We start from the raw sequence: 18587 nt of genomic DNA, 5'->3' as shown, positions 1-18587 counted from the left end.
ACCTCTTGAATAACGGCATTCACATGCGTCCCGCGGGGAACGGGACGCGATCCCCTGAGCCGGGAGCCGAACGCCGGATTCGACGATCGCAAAGGACCTGACCACTCGTGGAGTCACGACCCGAAGGCGCGCGTCGGCGGCCCAGCGGCCCTCGACGCCCAACCTCGGACGCGCACGACGAGTCCCGGGCGGCCCATCCCCGACGCCCAGCCCAGGACGCGCACGACGAGCAACGCGCGACCCGCCCGAAACGACCCCGCCCCGACGGCGCGCCATCAGACGCGCCGCGGCGCGAAGGCACGGGAGATCCGCGCCGACGGAGTACCGGCCAGCGGAGCACGGGCCAGCGGAGCACGGGCCAGCGAACTTCCGAGCGTCAGCGGACCGGCGAGCGTCGGGGCAATCCCGAGGCGTCTCGTCGACAAGGTCCCGACGGACAGCGCCCGCGTACGCCGCAACCGCCTCGGCAAGCACCGACCTCACGCCGGTCCGCCGCGGCCGCTGACAAGGTCGGCGCACCCGCGGAGCCAGGCGTGAAGCGACGGCCTCGGCAGCGTCGCTCCGGAGAGATTCACACCAAGAGCTCGGCCATTCCCAACTCGAGCCCCACCACACCGGACCAGAAGACTCCCGACAAGAAGACCCCGAACCAGGATCCACCTACGCCCGCCCGCGGAACCCTCGCGGCCGTCGGCGGATTCGGACGCAAAGCCTGGGGGCGCGGACTGATCGCGCTGGTCTCGGTCGCCGTGCTGGTCTGCACCGGGTACGCGTGGAGCAGCGTCAACGGACTGACGTCGAAGATCACCCAGCTCGGGGGCCTCGGTCTCGGCGGAGGCGACGACGGCGCAACCGACATCCTGCTCGTCGGCACCGATTCCCGCACGGACGCCAAGGGAAACCCGCTGTCGTCCGAGGAACTCAAGTGGCTGCGGGCAGGCGACGACATCTCCACCAACACCGACACCATCCTGCTCATTCGCATCCCCAACGACGGATCGTCGGCCACGGCCATCTCGATCCCACGCGACTCGTACGTGTCGGTCCCCGGCATCGGGATGTCGAAGATCAACGCCGCGTACGGCACCACCCGTGAGGGTGCGCGCCAACGAGCGGTCGAAGCGGGCAAGCCGGAAGAGGACGCCGAGCGCGAGGGCACCCTCGCGGGCCGCAAGGCGCTCATCGACACGGTTGCCGACCTCACCGGCGTCAAGGTCGACCACTACGCCGAGGTCGGATTGCTCGGCTTCGCGTTGCTGACCAAGGCGGTCGGTGGTGTCGAGGTATGCCTCAAAGATGCTGTGAACGAACCGCTTTCGGGTGCGCGTTTCAAGGCCGGACGCCAAACCCTCAATGGCCCACAGGCATTGAGCTTCGTCCGCCAACGCCACGAGCTCCCCCGCGGTGATCTCGACCGCATCACCCGCCAGCAGGTCTACATGGCGTCGCTGACGCAGAAGATCCTCTCGGCGCACACCCTCACCGATCCGTCGAAGTTGGACGACCTCGAGAACGCCGTGTCGCGCTCCGTGGTGATCGACGACGACTGGAACGTCGTGCAATTCGCCGAGCAGCTCAAGGATCTCAGCGGCGGGCGCGTCAAGTTCGCGACCATTCCCGTGCTCGACGAACAGGGCTGGAGCGAAGACGGACAGCAGAGCGTCGTGACGGTCGACCCCAATGCCGTGCACACCTTCACCAGCAATCTGCTCAACGACGGTGCGTCCAAGTCACAATCACGACGCGGCGACTACACCGTCGACGTCGACAACGCGGGCACCATCGACGGACTGGCGAGCAACGTCTCGAACATCTTGACCAACAAGGGATTCCAGGCGGGCAAGACCAGCAGCACGCCCGCCGACATCAAGGACTCGGTGATCTACGCACACAGCGCCGACAACCCCGGCGCACAGTTGCTCGCGAAGGATCTGCGTGCGGTGCGCGTCGAGGCGCAACCAGACCTCGACGAGCATCACCTGAAGTTGGTGCTCACCAACACCTTTGCCGGTCCGGGATCGATCAACGACACCGGACCACAGACCAACAACACACCCGCCAGCGAGCGCGTGGGCAACAACGCCCCACCGATCACGGCGGGTACCGACGGACCGGTGTGTGTGAACTGATGGCCGACGACACGCTGACCACCTCCCTGCTCGGGCGTATCGACGACTGGGCCCGCCCACTGCTCACCTACTACGACGACCACACCGGCGAACGCACCGAGTTGTCGGGTGCGACGCTGGGCAACTGGGCGGCGAAGACCGCCAACTATCTCGTCGTCGAACTCGGTCTCGCACCCGGCGACGACGTCGTCGTCGATCTGCCCGAACACTGGCAGAGCGCCGCAATCCTGTTGGGCGCGTGGTGGGCAGGCGCGCATGTGCATGTCACCACCGAGGTCGACGTCCCGCGGGTCGCGTTCACCAGCGCCGCGGGAATCGACGAGCACCCCGACGCCGACGAACTCGTCGTCGCCTCGCTCGATCCGTTCGCGCTCGGCGTCGGCGACCTTCCACCGGGGGTCACCGACTATGCGTCGGCGGTCCGCGTGCACGGCGATCAATACTCGCCGCCTCGATATTCGGGGCCTGCGCTCGACGGCGCCCCTGCGGCCGACATCCTCGCCACCGCATCGGCCACAGCATCCGCCGACGGGGTCTCCGCACACAGCCGGGTGCTCTCGACACGTGAATGGCGCACGGGTGCAGGCATTCTGAGTAATCTCATCGCGCCGCTGAGCGTCGGCGCCAGTCTCGTGTGGGTCTCCCCGACCCCCGACACCGACCTTGCGGCGCGTGCGGCCTCCGAGCGCGCAGACGTCGTTCTCGACTGACCACGACGCCCTCGAGGTGAACACTTGTTCCGGAGTGGTTCACGGCGGGCGCCTCATGCGGCAGAGTGGGCCACATGCAGCTACCCGACTGGTTGGCCCGCGCCAACAAGAAGATCACCAATCCCCTGCAACGACGCTGGGCGCCCTATCTGGCGCCGTGGGCAATGATCCATCACGTCGGACGCAAGAGTGGGCGAATCTACTCGAACCCGGTGCTCGCGTGGGTCAGTGAGACGGGCGACGAAAAGAAGATCTACATCATCCTGACCTACGGGCGCGACACCGACTGGGTACGTAACACGCTCGCCGCGGGCTCGGCCGGGATCACTCGAAAAGGCAAGCAGTACACACTGGTCCGGCCCACCATCATTCCCGCCGACTCACCCGACCTTCCGCTCGCAGCCGGTCTCGCAGGCCGCGCGTTCGAGTGGGCACTCCAGGGCACCCTCGTCGCCCCTGACGGACGCGAGGCGTGGTCGACAGGCACGTCGCGGTGACCCGACACACCGCCGACGACCCGCTCTCCGACTTCGACGTACGGATCGCAACCCACCACGGCACCCCTCGCCGCGTCCACAGCATCGGCGAGGGACCCGCCGTGATCATCATCACCGAGATGCCCGGTATCAGTCCCGCCGTCGCCGACTGCGCCAGACGGGTCGCGGGTATCGGAGCAACCGCGGTCATGCCGTCGATCTACGGTGTCGACGGTCAGGACCCGTCACCGTCGAATCTCGGGGTCATCGGGGCGCGTCGAACATGCTCGGCACGATGGGACGCGCCTGCATCAGCAGGGATTTCACGATCCTGGCGACGGGCAGGACCTCACCTGCCGTCGAGTGGATGCGGGCATTGGCCGCCGAGGAACACCAGCGCTGCGGCGGGCCAGGTGTCGGCGCGATCGGCATGTGCTTCACCGGCGGGTTCGCCCTCGCGATGGCCACCGACGAACGCATCCTTGCGCCCGTCCTGGCTCAACCGTCGCTGCCGTTCGCGATCAGCCCCCGTCGTGCACGATCACTCGACATCTCCGACGACGACCTCGCAACGGTCGTCGGACGGTGCGCACGCGGACTCGACGTCATGGGCGTGCGATTCGAGGGCGATCGGATGTCGCCACCGTCGCGCTTTCGGTTCCTACGCGAAGTCCTCGGCGACGCATTCCTCGCGATCGAACTGCCCGATTCGGCGGCCAATCCGGAATCACCGTTGCCGACACCGCATTCCGCGCTCACCAACGACCTCGTCGACGTTCCGGGCGAACCGACGCACGACGCCCTGGTCGCGGTACTCGACTTCTTCGCCGAGCGGCTCGGGATCACCAAGCCGGTCGCGGACGATCAGTAGCCGCTGATCAGTAGCTGGTCAGCCCAGCTTCTCAGTCGCCGCCGAGCAGCCGCTGACGCAGGGCGGCGTCCTTGTCGAGCACAAGTTGTTCGAGTCCACGCTGGAAGGCCTCCATGCGTGCCCGCAGCACGGGGTCGGATGAACCGAGGATGCGTACCGCGAGCAGCCCCGCGTTGCGCGCGCCGCCCACCGACACGGTCGCCACCGGGACGCCAGCGGGCATCTGCACGATGGACAGCAGCGAGTCCATGCCGTCGAGGTAGCGCAGCGGTACCGGCACACCGATGACGGGCAGCGGGGTGGCAGCGGCGACCATTCCCGGGAGATGTGCCGCGCCTCCCGCGCCCGCAATGATGACCTCGATGCCCTCGCCCGCAGCCGACTTCGCGTAGTCGAGCATGCGCTGCGGGGTGCGATGCGCCGACACGACACCGACCTCGAACGGGACGTCGAACTCCGCGAGCGCTTCGGCCGCGGCCTCCATCGTCGGCCAGTCCGAGTCGCTGCCCATGATCAGTCCGACGCGGGCCCGGCTGCGGATCGGCGGCGACGCCGGCTCGGCTTCAAAAGCGGTGCCGGTTTCAAAAGCGGCGCCCGCCTCCGTGGCGGTGTCGGACTCGGGAGCGGCGCCGGACTCGCCGGCCACGTCCGGCGCAGATGTAGCGCCTGCCTGGGTCGTCCCAGTCTCCGTTGTCCCAGCCTCCGCTGCCGCGGTCTCCGTTGCCCCAGCCTCGGTCGTGTCTGTCTCGTGGTCCACCAGGTCGCCTGTCGTTTCGTCGTTCACGGTCTCGTCGTTCACGGATTCGTCGTTCATGAATGCGGGTCCCAACCGTCCGTCCACTCGGCGTGTGACATCCAGTGCGCCGCGCGCTCGGCACGCTCGCGAACCGCAGCGCCATCCTCGCCCGGCTTCCCCACGATGTTGACATGGCCGATCTTCCGATCGGCGCGTTCTCCCTTTCCGTACAGGTGAATTCGCGCGTCGGGCATGCGTGCCATCAGATGGTGGGTGCGCTCATCCATCGACATCTCCGGCGCCTGTGGTGCGCCGAGGATGTTGGCCATCACGGTCACCTCGGCGCGCGGCGAGGTGTCGCCGAGCGGGTAGTCGAGAACGGCCCGGAGGTGCTGTTCGAACTGCGACGTCACAGCCCCGTCCATCGTCCAGTGGCCACTGTTGTGTGGACGCATCGCGAGCTCGTTGACCAGCAGCTCGCCGTCGGTGGTCTCGAAGAGTTCCATCGCCATCACACCGACGACGCCGAGTTCCGATGCCAGCCGCAGCGACATCTCCTGTGCACGTTCGGCGGTCTCGGCACTCAGATCCGGTGCGGGAGCGATGACCACCGCGCACTGTCCCCGACGCTGCACGGTCTCGACCACAGGCCATGCGCCACCCTGCCCGAACGGCGAGCGCGCGATCATCGCCGACAGTTCGCGGCGCATCTGCACCTTTTCCTCGGCGATCAGGTCGACGCCGGCAGCGAACTGCTCGTCGAACACCGCGAGCGCGTCCGGCCCGTTGTCGACGATCCACACGCCACGTCCGTCGTATCCGCCGCGTACGGCCTTCAACACGATGTTCCAGCCGTGCCGTTCACCGAATTCGACGAGTCGGCCGCGAGCCAGTCCGAGGTCACCTGCGAGGTCGGCGAAATCGGGTACAGGTAGCCCCAATTCGCTCAGCTTCACCCGCATCGCCCGCTTGTCCTGCGCGAACACCAGCGCGGCCGACGGTGGCCGCACCGCGACGCCCTCGGACTCCAGCACCCGAAGATGCTCGAGGGGCACCCCCTCGTGGTCGAAGGTCAGCGCCACCGCACCAGTGGCGGCGCGTCGGAGATCGTCGAGATCGTCGTGCGAGCCGAGCACGACGTCCGCACTGACCTGGGCGGCGGGATCTGTCGCACTCGCGGCGAGCACGCGCAGACACTCGCCGAGCGCGATCGAGGCCTGGTGAGTCATCCGGGCGAGCTGACCACCACCGATCATCGTCACGGTCGGCAAGATGTCGCGTTCGGGAATCGCTCGGGCGGCCGCATCGGGCGGTGCCGCGGCGTTTGCGCCGGTATCTGGATCTCGGGCAGTCACGCGATACATCGTGGCATGGCCGGCGTGACTGCCGCTTCACCGACCATGCAATGGGCATCCACCCACGTCACCGATGAGGTACCCGGTCGCGCCGCAGCCCCACCCGTGCGCCGACATCGCGCGACGTCGACGATGCACCGGCGCCCTGGGGTCGGGCGTTCTCGTGGTCGGCCGCGGGCACCACGATCGCGAACACCGGCGGCCGTCGCGACGTGAGTTCGAGTCGTCCGCCGTCGGCCTCGACGAGTGCTCGGGCGAGTGAGAGTCCGACACCGTTGCCCGCGCCGCCGGAGAACCCTCGGCGGAAGATGTCGGTCGCCACGTCGTCGGCGACGCCGGGGCCCTCGTCGGACACGGTGATGCGCAACATGTCGCCTTTGAGGTCGCTGACGGAGATTCGACACTCCCCGCTGCCGTGCTGTAGCGCGTTGTCGACGAGCACGCTGACCGCTTCCCGCAGCCGACCGGGACCGGCGCTGCGCGCAATCGCGTCGCCGGAGAATGATGCGGCCAACGTGCGGCCCTCGGCGGTGAAGGCCTGATCGAAGTCACCGACAAGGGTCATGATCAGCGACGACACGTCGATGCTGTGGGGTTGTACCGGTTCGTCGCGTGAGGCCGCAACGAGTTCGTCGAGTTCCGCGGCGAGACGCTCAACCTGCCCGAGCGCGGCTTCGGCCTCGCTCACGACGGCCGGATCGTCGTGCAGCGAGAGTTCGTCGAGTCGCAGTTGGATCGCGGTGAGGCGCGATCGAATCTGATGCGAGACATCGCCGACGATCTCGCCCTCGCGTTCGAGCCGCAGTGCGATCTCGGCGTTCGCGTCGCCCAGCGCGCGCGAGACGCGGTCGAGCTCGTCGATACCGTAGGTCTTCCACCGCGACCGGAAGTCGCCGCGAGCCATGGCCTCCGAACGGTCGGCGAGGTCGATGAGAGGGTCGGCGATGCGCCCGGCCGTCACCGCAGCCGCGACGGTGCCGGCGGCCATCGATCCCGCGACCACGAGGCAGACGATGCCGACAGCGGCGAGTTGGTCGCTGCGGACGCTGTCCATCGGGATCTCGAGAATCAACGTGCCCGCAGCGCCGAGGCCGATCGAATCCGACATCGTCGCGCCGGTGATGTCGGCGCCGATCGACGTGATGGCCCGCCTACCGTTGGCGTCCTGATAGCGCAGGGTGAGCCTGCCGTCCTCGGGAAGCATGAGCCGAATCGACTCCGAGTCGATGGCCGCGTTGTTGAGGTGTTCGCCCATCTCCGCCTGGCGGATGATCTGATCGGAGATCGTCTTCAGACGCGAATCCATCAACTGGTGCGCGCTGTCGGCCACCCACCACCATGCGATGACGCTGAGCGGGATTCCCAGCAGCGCGCCGACCGCCATGAGCATGGCGATCATCGTGTAGAGGATTCGACGGCGCACTGGAAGGTCTCTCCCTAGGCGTCGAACCGAAAGCCGACGCCGCGCACCGTCACGATGTGGCGCGGTCGGTCGTGACGGTCGTCGCCGATCTTGCGACGCAACCAGGAGATGTGCATGTCGAGGGTCTTCGACGAACGCAGGTCCGCAGAACCCCACACCTCGGTCAGGATCTCGTCGCGCGACACCACCTCACCGGCACGCTCCATGAGGAAGCGCAGCAGATCGAACTCGCGGTTCGCGAGCACCAGGTCTTCTCCGTTGACGAGCACCCGCCGCCCGCGCGCGTCGAGTTGGACGTCGCCGCCGGTGAGCACGACGTCGACGGTCTGCCGTCGCCGCAGCAGCGCGCGCACCCGCGCGAGCAGTTCGGCCAACCGGAAGGGCTTGCCCACGTAGTCGTCGGCGCCCGCGTCGAGTCCGACGACGAAATCGACCTCGTCGGTGCGCGCGGTCAGCATCAACACCGCGAGCTCGGGACGTTCGACGCGCACGCGCCGACACACCTCGAGTCCGTCGATCTCCGGAAGCCCGAGGTCGAGGATGAGCAACTCATAGCGTTGATCGCGGGCCTGCTCGAGCGCAGCCGATCCCGTCCCGACGACGTCGCATCCGTAGCCCTCGCGGGCGAGCGCACGCGCCAGCGGTTCGGCGATCGCCGCGTCGTCTTCTGCCAGCAATACGTCCGTCATCGCCTGTCGACCTCCACGCGGCGAGAGTACGCGGAGTCGCCGTCGTGTCGGCGACCCTCGTGTCTGTCGGCCAGGTCAAAGCGGTCGCCGAAGTCATCCTCGTGTTCGTCGAGCACCTCGTGATACAGCAGCGAATGCACCCGTTCGACCTGCGGCACGTCGTCGAACAGGAGCGGTTCATCGGACGCCGACTCGATGACCAGGGTGCCGGTGCGCAGCATGCGGTCGAGGAGTCCGTGTCGAAATTCGACGGTGTTGATCCGTCGGATGGGAATGTCGATACCCGAGCGGGTGAGCACTCCCCTGCGGAAGATCACGCGACGGTCGGTGAGTACGAAGTGAGTCGATTTCCATGCGATGAGCGGACGGACGAAGAACCAGACCGCGGCAGCGACCCAGCACGCCGCGACAACGATGTTGAGAATCAGCGCGAGCGTCGTGTTCATCGTCGACGCCCCGATCGCCCCCGCCGCGAGTCCTGCGAGTCCTGTGCACACGACGAAGATCGAGAACGGGCCGATCAGACACTTCCAGTGCGGGTGGTGATGCACGACGACGCGCTCACCACTCGCGAGGTTGTCCCTGGGAAACGACATGAATCTCAGCATATCCGCAGATGAACGGGCGGTCGGTCAACCCGGCCCGGCTCCTGGCGCCCGCTCGGTAGACTGCGTGCACACGACGCGCAACAGGTCAGGAGAACCATGAGCTACCGCGACCCCCGCGATCAGGATCCCAGGGATCAGGGAACGGCGCGCTACGAGACCGGCTACTCGCCGCAGTCGCGTGCATACAGCCAGCCGACCGATCGGTACCAGCAGTACGGCAATCAGCAGCCCGCCGACCCTCGCTATGACACCGGCCAGTACGACCCGAGATACGCCGCCGCGGGCTCGTACGGGAATCAGCCCAAGCAGCGTCAACGACCGAACATCAACGCGGGTCTCTACGCGGGCGGCGTCGTGATGACGGGCGTCGTGACCGGCCTGGCCGCCTGGCTGGTGGCGTGGATCATCCGGGCCATCGCCCAGCGCGTCAACGAGGCGGGCAATCTCGGCGTCTGGAATCCACTCGCGCAGGACGAGTATTGGTTCGCGATCACCGGATTCCTGTGCGCACTCGCGGGCGGCGCCCTCTGGTACGTCCTCTACCTGACGACCCCGTCGCCCAACCAGTTCTACCGCTGGATCGTCGGGCTACTGATCGCCGCAGCGGTGATCATCCCGCTTGTGCTGTCGGCGCAGATATCCACCGGGATCGGTACGGCCGTCGTCCATCTCGTCATCGGACTCCCTGTACTGTCGCTTATTCCCGCCATGGGCGAGAAGAGCATCCAGCGCTGAACCCGTGAGCGCTGAACCCCGTGTGCGCTGAACCCCGCAGGCACTGTCGGAATTGTGCTCAGTCCTGCGCGGGACGCAGGTGCAGCACGTCGCCCGCGGCGGCCGTGAATTTCTGGCCATCATCGGTGCGCACTGTGATCCGCCCCTGCTCATCGATGTCGTCGGCGACGCCCTCGACGTCACGGTCCCCCGGCAGCGAGAGCCGAACACGACGCCCGAGCGTGTCGCAGCGATCTCGATAACGTCGCGCGACCTCGGCGATGTCGTCGGGCCACGGCGCGTCGGCCAGCGCCCGCAGGTACTCCGCCACCAGTGCGGCAACGTCGACCGGGCGGCCGCTTTCCACCCGCAGGCTCGTGGCCGTCGGCACCGGAAGCTCGTCGGCGGTCATGCCGGTGTTGATTCCGATCCCGACCACCACCACCCCGCCCGTCGACGCCGGGATGTACTCGGCGAGGATGCCCGCCACCTTTTTCCCGTCGACGAGCACGTCGTTGGGCCACTTGAGTGTGGGGCGTACACCCGTTGCCGACTCGATGGCCGACGCCGCGGCCACCCCTGTCGCCAGCGACAACCAGCCCAGCTGCTCGGTCTGATCGCCCGCGTCGAGCGCCACCGAGATGGCCACCTGTCCTCCCGCGGGAGCCGACCACACCCGCGCGTGCCTGCCGCGCCCCGACGTCTGGTCGGTGGTGATGCGCACCGTTCCGACGATCCCCGGCTCCCCCGCACGCGCTGCGAGGTCGGCGTTGGTCGACCCCGTCGACTCGACGACCTCGATCGTCGACCCCACACCGTTTGCGGGCGAGCCGTAGCGTTCCACGATGGCAGCGCGCAACGCGTCGGCGTCGTCAGATGGTCGGGAATCCTGTGGTGTCTGCTCGTCGCTCACAGGTATCGAGATTAGTCACCCGAGCAGTGTCGTCATGGCACACTTCGACACCTCGACGTGGCACCGATCACGAGAAAGATGAGGGCGGTCTCATATTGGGGTGGTTGACGCGGGCTACCGAGCGCTCGATAGCATCGGCTGTTATGACCTCTGCGCCGCAGCAGCCCGACGCTGCTCCAGACATTCACACCACCGCAGGCAAACTCGCCGACCTGCGCGAGCGTCTCGACGAGACGTTGCATCCGGTCGGTGAGGCCGCCATCGAGAAGATCCACGACAAGGGCAGACTCACCGCCCGCGAGCGCATCACCCATCTTCTCGACGAGGGGTCGTTCGTCGAACTCGACGCGCTCGCCCGTCATCGCAGCACCAACTTCGGTCTCGCAGAACGCCGCCCCGTCGGCGACGGTGTCGTGACCGGGTACGGCACCGTCGACGGCCGCGAGGTCTGTGTCTTCAGCCAGGATGTCACCGTCTTCGGCGGCAGCCTCGGCGAGGTCTACGGCGAGAAGATCGTCAAGGTCATGGACCTCGCGATCAAGACCGGCCGCCCACTGATCGGCATCAACGAGGGTGCGGGCGCCCGCATCCAGGAGGGCGTGGTCTCCCTCGGTCTCTATGCCGACATCTTCTATCGCAATGTGCGCGCATCCGGCGTGATCCCCCAGATCTCGCTGATCATGGGACCTGCTGCCGGCGGCCACGTCTACTCGCCCGCGCTGACCGACTTCGTCGTGATGGTCGACCAGCAGAGCCAGATGTTCATCACCGGTCCCGACGTCATCAAGACGGTCACCGGTGAGGACGTGACGATGGAGGCGCTCGGCGGCGCCAACACCCACATGACCAAGTCGGGTGTGGCCCACTACGTGGCGTCTGACGAGGAAGACGCACTCGAGTACGTCCGCGACCTGCTCGCCTACCTGCCGAGCAATAACCGCGCAGATCCGCCACGGCTGCCCGTCGACGAACCCGCCGCCGGTTCGATCGAGGACACCCTCACCGACGAGGATCTCGAACTCGACACGCTCATCCCCGACTCACCCAACCAGCCGTACGACATGCACGAGGTCATCCGGCGCATCCTCGACGACGACGAGTTCCTCGAGGTGCAGGCCGAGTACGCGACCAACATCCTCGTCGGCTTCGGCCGGGTCGACGGACGCAGCGTCGGCATCGTCGCCAACCAGCCGACCCAGTTCGCGGGCTGCCTCGACATCAACGCATCGGAGAAAGCCGCGCGTTTCGTGCGCACCTGCGACGCGTTCAACGTCCCGATCGTGACCCTCGTCGACGTTCCCGGCTTCCTCCCCGGCACCGACCAGGAATACAACGGCATCATCCGTCGTGGGGCCAAGCTGCTCTACGCCTACGGCGAGGCGACCGTCGGCAAGATCACCGTCATCACCCGCAAGGCGTACGGCGGTGCGTATGACGTCATGGGTTCCAAGCACATGGGTGCCGACGTCAACCTTGCGTGGCCGACCGCTCAGATCGCCGTGATGGGCGCATCGGGAGCCGTCGGATTCGTTTATCGTGCGCGCCTCAAGGAGGCCGCGGCCAACGGCGAGGACGTCGACGCGCTGCGCCTCCAACTGCAGGAGGAGTACGAGGACACGCTGGTCAACCCCTACGTCGCCGCCGAGCGTGGCTACGTCGATGCGGTCATCCCGCCGAGCCACACACGCGGCCAGATCGCGACCGCACTCAAGCTCCTCGAGCGCAAGGTCGTCAACGTACCACCCAAGAAGCATGGGAACATTCCGCTGTGAGCTCACCTGACGACAACACGCCTGCCGACGCCGAAGCCGGGCAGCAATCGGCCCGCTCCGTGTTGCGTGTCGTGAAGGGCAATCCGACCGACGAGGACGTCGCAGTTCTGGTGGCACTGCTCGCCACCGGTGGCGGTGGCGCTCCGGAACCGCACAGCGCGGAGCCGCGCAACGACTGGGGCCGTCCGATCGACCGCCTCCGTCCTGTGTGTGGTTCGGCGTCGTCGTTCCTGCGCTTCTGACGGGAACGCCGACGTGTCCAGCGAGGAGTCCGACGCGACCCGAGCCGGTCGACGCTACGAGGTGATCCTCGGCTCGGCGTCGCCCGCGCGCCTGACGGTGCTGCGTCATGCGGGTCTCGACCCGAGAGTCGTCGTAGCCGACGTCGACGAGGACCACCTCCTCGAAACCATGGCTGCCGAGAATCCGGGCGACGCCGTGACGCGACTGGCCGAAGCGAAGGCCGACTCGGTGATCGCGACCCTGTTGGCCGAACGCATCGACCACGCCGCCACCGACGACGCGCAGACCCTCCCCGACCTCGTGGTGCTCACGTGCGACTCGATGCTCCTGTATCGAGGCACGCTGACGGGTAAACCACACTCTGCGCAGGTGGCGATCGAGCAGTGGAAGCGAGTGCGCGGCGACGAGGCCCAGCTCGTGACGGGCCACTGCGTGGCGCACATCAGCGGACTCGATGTGGTCGGACGTTCGGCGGAGTCCGCGTCGACGGTGGTCCGGTTCGCCGACGTCGACGACGACGAGATCGAGGCGTATGTGTCGACGGGCGAACCGCTCGAGGTCGCGGGCGCGTTCACGCTCGACGGCCGTGGCGGGTGGTTCATCGCGGGTATCGAGGGCGACCCGTCGTCGGTGATCGGCATAGGACTGCCCACCGTCCGTCACCTTCTGCGCCGACTGGACATCCCGGTCGCGGCCCTGTGGTCTCCCAACGCGTCTTCCTAGCACCCGCGCCGGACTGATATCCGGGCACGAGTCGTCCCCGACACGAGTGCCCCAAACGTGTCTAGGTCGTCACAAAACGACTGGTGAACCGCGCCCGCCCAACCGTGCGGACGGAGTGTTGTCGACTAGGCTGAATTTCGCCGTCCTGCGCCGCCCGCGCCGTGGCCCGATCCGAGCTGGAGAATCTCACCGTGACTGTGGAAACCGATCCGAACCCGGCCTTCGCCGGTTACGCGCACCCTGAGCGTCTGGTCACCACGCAGTGGCTGTCCGCGCATCTGGGGGCCAAGGGTCTCAAGATCATCGAGTCCGACGAAGACGTCCTGCTCTACGACATCGGTCACATCCCGACCGCACAGAAGGTCGACTGGCACCTTCACCTCAACGATCAGGTGGTGCGCGACTACATCGACGGCGAGCAGTTCGCAGAGTTGATGCGCAGCAAGGGAATCGAACGCGACGACACCATCGTCATCTACGGCGACAAGAGCAACTGGTGGGCCGCGTACGCACTGTGGGTCTTCACGTTGTTCGGTCACGAGGACGTTCGCCTACTCGACGGCGGTCGCGACGCATGGATGTCGGAGGATCGCGACACCTCCTTCGACGTCCCCGAGTACCCGCGGTCGGACTACCCCGTCGTCGAGCGCGACGACTCGCTGATCCGCGCCTTCGAGGCCGATGTACGCGACTCCCTCGGCACCGAGCCGCTGGTCGACGTGCGCTCGCCACAGGAGTACACCGGCGAACGCACCCACATGCCCGACTACCCCGAAGAGGGTGCGCTGCGCGGTGGCCACATCCCGACGGCGATCTCTATCCCGTGGGCCAAGGCCGCACGCGCCGACAGCCGATTCCGCTCACGTGCCGAACTCGACGAGATCTACGGCGACCTCGACCCCGTAACCCCGACCATCGCGTACTGCCGCATCGGCGAGCGGTCGAGCCACACCTGGTTCGTGCTGACCCATCTCCTCGGATTCACACACGTGCGCAATTACGACGGGTCGTGGACCGAGTGGGGTAACGCCGTGCGCGTCCCCATCGCGGTCGGCGAAGAACCCGGCGACGCACCCGCATAGGAGTCCCGATGGGCACACTCCCCGCATCCCTCGCCGAGATCGTCGACGACTTTGCCGCACTTGGCGATTCGGACAAGGTGACACTCCTGCTCGAGTTCGCGGGCGAACTCCCCGCACTCCCCGACGACCTCGCGACCGAGGCGATGGAACCGGTACCGGAGTGCCAATCTCCGGTGTTCTTATCGGTCGACGCCGCCGACGCCGACGCCGTGAGGCTCTATTTCAGCGCCCCGCCGGAGGCCCCGACGACCCGCGGTTTCGCGTCCATCCTCGCCCAGGGGCTCGACGGCGAATCCGCCGACGCAATCCTCGCTGTGCCCGGCGACTTCTACCACGACCTCGGACTCGACGCCGCGGTCAGTCCACTGCGTCTTCGCGGTATGGCCGGGATGCTCGGCCGGGTGAAGAGCCAGGTACGCAGTCAGACCGGCCATCAGTGAAGTTCATCCAGATCCTCGAGGAGCCGATCGAACCGGGCGGTCTCGTCAAGTGGGTTCCTTCTGTTCCCGGCGGACTCGGAGGCTGGCTCGACGACACGCGGCTGACCTCACACAACCACGAGCAACATCTGCGTGACGCGTTCGACTACCGCGTGCGCACCCGCAAGGAGGGCGGTCGCGAGTCGTGGCTCGGACTGTCGATCCACTTCGACGAACCGCTCTCGATTCCCGCTATCCGCGCCGCGCTGTCGCAGTGGATCGATCGCCACGAGGTACTGCGCAGCCACGTCATCATCAAGGCCGACGGTCTGCACAGGTTGAGCACGCCGCCGGGCACCGTCCGACTGAAGATGGGCCGAATCGGGTGGTATTCCGAGTCCGGTCCGCTCCTCGAACAGATCGCGGGCGCCTTCGACCGCGCGACCGCGCCGATGCAATGGCCCGCCTACATGTTCGCCACCGTCGGCCGCGAATCGTCGTTCACGCTGCTGTTCGCCGCCGACCACTCGTTGGTCGACGGCTACTCGTTGATCATGGCCCAGCACGAGCTGATCACGCTCTATCGAGCCGCACGCGACCGCACCGACCCCGCACTGCCCGAGGTCGGTAGTTATGTCGACTTCAGCGCCCAGGAGCGTCGACTCGCCGACCAGACGGGAGCCGACCATCCCAGCGTGTCCACCTGGACGTCGTTTCTGAAGACAGGCGCAGGCGACATGCCTGCGTTCCAGACACCAGCGGCGAACACCGCCGTCGACGAGCCGCCCGATCCCGCTGTCGACGTCCCGCAGGAGTCGCTGTCGGGTGTGATCGTCGACGACGACTCGGCGAACCGCTTCACGGCGGTGTGCTCGGAGGCCGGCGGCACGCTCACCGCCGGGATACTCGCCGCGTTCGCGATCGTCCATCACCGTCGCACCGGTGATCGAGAGTTCCGCTGCGTCCTGCCGCGGCACACACGAAACGAGCAGCGATGGCTCACCGCGCTGGGGTGGTTCGTCGCCGTCGCCCCCTTCTGCCTCGACATGTCGGATTCGCCCACCTTCGACCAAGCGGTGTCCCGCGCGACCGAAGAGCTCAAACGCGCACGTCAGGGCGCATCGCTGCCCTTCCTGCGTGTTGCGGATCTCATCGGCTATCGGGGTGAACCGCAGTTCGTCATCTCGTTCATCGACACGCGCTACGCTCCCGGCGCCGCCGAGGCCGACAGCGGCCGCGCCACGGTGATCAGAAGCCACAGTTACGCGCGCAACGAAGTCTTCATCTGGATCAACCGCACACCGTCAGGTATGCGCTTCTCGGCACGATTCCCCCGAGAAAGCCATGTCGGCGAGGTCGTCGGCCCCACGCTGATCGCCGACCCCGAAGCACGTACTGCGCCGGGTGTGATCGCGCGCGAGGAGGGTCCGGTGCACGCCTACCTGCATAATTTCGCCGAGTTCGTCCGGTCCGTCGGTGACGCAAGCACATTCGGTTCCACGGTGTGACCCCGACCGCAACCGAACGATTGCTCGGTGGGCTAGGGTGAACCGCGGAACCCACCCGATAGACTCGAGTGGTTGACGTCGCCCAGGTGACACCCGCCAGGTGAGAGCACAGTCAACGTGACAACACCGCCCAGGCGTGACACCGGTACGACGAAGCCGCACGATCAACAACGAGTGGTGAGACGAGGGGGACGTCGCACACCGGCGGCAGCACCCCGTGAAGACAGCTCAGCACAGAGCCAGGCCCAGGAGATCAAGCAAGTGCCCAGTGAACAAGCGCCCAACTCCACGATCAGCTCCAACTCGACGATCAACAAGGTCCTGATCGCCAATCGAGGAGAGATCGCGGTCCGCGTCATCCGCGCCGCGCGCGACGCCGGAATCCCCAGTGTCGCGGTCTACGCGGAACCCGACGCGAACGCCAAGTTCGTGAAGCTCGCCGACGAGGCCTTCGCCCTCGGCGGTCAGACCTCCGCAGAGTCGTACCTGGTCTTCGACAAGATCCTCGACGCCGCCGCGAAGTCGGGCGCCAACGCCATCCACCCCGGCTACGGGTTCCTGTCCGAGAACGCCGATTTCGCCCAGGCAGTGCTCGACGCCGGTCTCATCTGGATCGGACCGTCACCGCAGTCGATCCGCGACCTCGGCGACAAGGTCACCGCGCGCCACATCGCACTGAAGGCCGACGCCCCGATGGCTCCGGGCACCAAGGACCCGGTCAAGAACGCCGACGAGGTCGTCGCATTCGCCGAGGAGTACGGCGTGCCGGTCGCGATCAAGGCGGCGTTCGGCGGCGGTGGCCGCGGCATGAAGGTGGCCTACACCATTGCGGAGATCCCCGAGCTGTTCGAGTCGGCCACCCGTGAGGCCATCTCCGCGTTCGGTCGCGGCGAATGCTTCGTCGAGCGCTACCTCGACAAAGCGCGCCACGTCGAGGCGCAGGTCATCGCCGATCAGCACGGCAACGTGATCGTCGCCGGTACCCGCGACTGCTCGCTGCAGCGTCGTTTCCAGAAGCTCGTCGAGGAGGCACCCGCACCGTTCCTCACCGACGAACAGCGCAACCGCATCCACTCGTCGGCGAAGGCCATCTGCCGCGAGGCCGGTTACTACGGTGCGGGCACCGTCGAATTCCTCGTCGGCAACGACGGCCTGGTCTCGTTCCTCGAGGTCAACACCCGCCTGCAGGTCGAGCACCCGGTCACCGAGGAGACGTCGGGCATCGACCTCGTCCGCCAGCAGTTCCGCATCGCCAACGGCGAGAAGCTCGAGTTCTCCGAAGACCCCGCACCGCGCGGACATTCCATCGAGTTCCGGATCAACGGCGAAGACCCCGGCCGCAACTTCCTGCCCGCCCCCGGCCCGATCACGGTCTACAAGGAGCCATCGGGTCCCGGTGTGCGCGTCGACTCCGGCGTCGAGCAGGGCGACGTCATCGGCGGACAGTTCGATTCGATGCTCGCCAAGCTCATCGTCACCGGCGAGAACCGCGAGCAGGCACTCGAGCGTGCGCGCCGCGCCCTCGACGAGTTCGAGGTCGAGGGACTCGCAACGGTCCTCCCCTTCGACCGTCACATCGTCACCAACCCCGCGTTCGTCGGCCACACCGATGAGAACGGCGTCGAGACGTTCGACGTCTACACCAAGTGGATCGAGACCGACTGGGACAACCCGATCGAGCCCTACACCGGTGGCGCAGCCATCGAAGAGGACGATTCGGCGCCGCGCCAGAACGTGGTCGTCGAGGTCGGTGGCCGCCGCGTCGAGGTCTCACTGCCCGGCGACCTCGCTCTCGGCGGAGGGTCGTCGAGCAATGGCGTTGTCCGCAAGAAGCCGAAGCCGCGCACTCGCAGCAAGGGTGCCGGTGCTGCCGCGTCCGGCGACTCGGTTGCCGCGCCCATGCAGGGCACCGTCGTCAAGATTGCCGTCGAGGAGGGCCAGGAGGTCTCCGCAGGCGACCTCGTCGTGGTGCTTGAGGCGATGAAGATGGAGAACCCGGTGACCGCGCACAAGGACGGTGTCGTGACCGGCCTCGCCATCGAGGCGGGCGCAGCCGTCACCCAGGGCACCGTGCTGCTCGAGATCAAGTAGCCACCCACCATCCATCCAGTCGGGGGGGGGGGGGGGGGGGGGGGGGGCGGGGGGGGGGGGGGGGGGGCGGGGGCGGGGGGGGGGGGGGGGGGGGGGGGGGGGGGGGGGGGGGGGGGGGGGGGGGG

The 18587-nt window shown here is 67.3% G+C and carries 17 protein-coding genes and 1 pseudogene; 12 read left to right on the top strand and 6 right to left on the bottom strand.

What is annotated here, in order from left to right; all coding sequences use genetic code 11:
- The first annotated feature begins 533 nt into the window (after positions 1–533).
- From A5785_RS19355 to A5785_RS19340, 4 genes and pseudogenes are all read left to right on the top strand, one after another.
- Positions 534–2129, top strand: a complete 1596-nt coding sequence (locus A5785_RS19355) for an LCP family protein (protein ID WP_064868457.1) — start codon at positions 534–536, stop codon at positions 2127–2129.
- On the top strand, positions 2129–2839 hold the full coding sequence (locus A5785_RS19350; RefSeq protein WP_064861536.1) for a TIGR03089 family protein: 711 nt from the start codon (positions 2129–2131) through the stop codon (positions 2837–2839). Before A5785_RS19355 ends, A5785_RS19350 begins: the two co-directional genes overlap by 1 nt.
- A gap of 74 nt (positions 2840–2913) precedes the next feature.
- Positions 2914–3336 carry a nitroreductase family deazaflavin-dependent oxidoreductase gene (locus A5785_RS19345; RefSeq protein ID WP_064861537.1) on the top strand — a complete coding sequence of 141 codons (423 nt, stop codon included), beginning with the start codon at positions 2914–2916 and terminating at the stop codon, positions 3334–3336.
- Positions 3333–4186, top strand: a pseudogene (locus tag A5785_RS19340) (dienelactone hydrolase family protein). Before A5785_RS19345 ends, A5785_RS19340 begins: the two are co-directional and overlap by 4 nt.
- A gap of 31 nt (positions 4187–4217) precedes the next feature.
- Here the strand turns inward: A5785_RS19340 and purE are convergent.
- From purE to A5785_RS19315, 5 genes are all read right to left on the bottom strand, one after another.
- Complete coding sequence (gene purE / locus A5785_RS19335) at positions 4218–4727, bottom strand: 5-(carboxyamino)imidazole ribonucleotide mutase (protein ID WP_039855548.1); 510 nt, start codon at positions 4725–4727, stop codon at positions 4218–4220.
- A gap of 269 nt (positions 4728–4996) precedes the next feature.
- Positions 4997–6286 carry a 5-(carboxyamino)imidazole ribonucleotide synthase gene (locus A5785_RS19330; protein WP_005205807.1) on the bottom strand — a complete coding sequence of 430 codons (1290 nt, stop codon included), beginning with the start codon at positions 6284–6286 and terminating at the stop codon, positions 4997–4999.
- A gap of 58 nt (positions 6287–6344) precedes the next feature.
- The gene (locus A5785_RS19325) at positions 6345–7700 is read right to left on the bottom strand and encodes a sensor histidine kinase (RefSeq protein ID WP_005205808.1); all 1356 of its coding nucleotides are present in this window, start codon (positions 7698–7700) and stop codon (positions 6345–6347) included.
- A gap of 14 nt (positions 7701–7714) precedes the next feature.
- Entirely contained in the window at positions 7715–8389 is a 675-nt protein-coding gene (locus A5785_RS19320; protein WP_005205809.1) for a response regulator transcription factor, read from the bottom strand.
- Positions 8386–8985 (bottom strand): PH domain-containing protein, encoded by a 600-nt coding sequence (locus A5785_RS19315; protein ID WP_156528156.1) that lies wholly within the window; start codon positions 8983–8985, stop codon positions 8386–8388. Before A5785_RS19315 ends, A5785_RS19320 begins: the two co-directional genes overlap by 4 nt.
- A gap of 108 nt (positions 8986–9093) precedes the next feature.
- On the opposite strand from A5785_RS19315, the gene A5785_RS19310 reads away from it, so the two are divergent.
- Positions 9094–9732, top strand: a complete 639-nt coding sequence (locus tag A5785_RS19310) for a DUF6069 family protein (RefSeq protein WP_064868451.1) — start codon at positions 9094–9096, stop codon at positions 9730–9732.
- Between the two features lie 58 nt (positions 9733–9790).
- On the opposite strand, the gene A5785_RS19305 is transcribed toward A5785_RS19310, so the two are convergent.
- Positions 9791–10570 (bottom strand): biotin--[acetyl-CoA-carboxylase] ligase, encoded by a 780-nt coding sequence (locus tag A5785_RS19305; protein ID WP_064868491.1) that lies wholly within the window; start codon positions 10568–10570, stop codon positions 9791–9793.
- A gap of 197 nt (positions 10571–10767) precedes the next feature.
- Between A5785_RS19305 and A5785_RS19300 the strand changes: the two genes are divergently transcribed.
- The 7 genes from A5785_RS19300 to A5785_RS19270 all read left to right on the top strand — a co-directional run bounded on the left by A5785_RS19300 (position 10768) and on the right by A5785_RS19270 (position 18462).
- On the top strand, positions 10768–12396 hold the full coding sequence (locus tag A5785_RS19300; protein WP_064868448.1) for an acyl-CoA carboxylase subunit beta: 1629 nt from the start codon (positions 10768–10770) through the stop codon (positions 12394–12396).
- The gene (locus A5785_RS19295) at positions 12393–12638 is read left to right on the top strand and encodes an acyl-CoA carboxylase subunit epsilon (RefSeq protein WP_005205814.1); all 246 of its coding nucleotides are present in this window, start codon (positions 12393–12395) and stop codon (positions 12636–12638) included. The genes A5785_RS19300 and A5785_RS19295 overlap by 4 nt, the downstream gene beginning before the upstream one ends.
- Before the next feature lie 13 nt (positions 12639–12651).
- On the top strand, positions 12652–13362 hold the full coding sequence (locus tag A5785_RS19290; RefSeq protein ID WP_005205815.1) for a Maf family protein: 711 nt from the start codon (positions 12652–12654) through the stop codon (positions 13360–13362).
- A gap of 191 nt (positions 13363–13553) precedes the next feature.
- Complete coding sequence (locus A5785_RS19285; RefSeq protein ID WP_064868488.1) at positions 13554–14444, top strand: sulfurtransferase; 891 nt, start codon at positions 13554–13556, stop codon at positions 14442–14444.
- An 8-nt stretch (positions 14445–14452) separates the two neighbouring features.
- Complete coding sequence (locus tag A5785_RS19280; RefSeq protein ID WP_005205817.1) at positions 14453–14884, top strand: SufE family protein; 432 nt, start codon at positions 14453–14455, stop codon at positions 14882–14884.
- Entirely contained in the window at positions 14881–16371 is a 1491-nt protein-coding gene (locus tag A5785_RS19275; protein ID WP_064868445.1) for a condensation domain-containing protein, read from the top strand. Before A5785_RS19280 ends, A5785_RS19275 begins: the two co-directional genes overlap by 4 nt.
- Before the next feature lie 261 nt (positions 16372–16632).
- Positions 16633–18462, top strand: coding sequence for an acetyl/propionyl/methylcrotonyl-CoA carboxylase subunit alpha (locus A5785_RS19270; protein WP_005205819.1), 1830 nt, complete (start codon positions 16633–16635; stop codon positions 18460–18462).
- Positions 18463–18587: the final 125 nt, after the last annotated feature.

The organism is Gordonia sp. 852002-50395_SCH5434458 (genome assembly GCF_001665905.1).
GTDB classification, from domain to species: Bacteria; Actinomycetota; Actinomycetes; order Mycobacteriales; family Mycobacteriaceae; genus Gordonia; species Gordonia jacobaea.
This window is presented reverse-complemented; position numbering and strand designations above follow the sequence as displayed.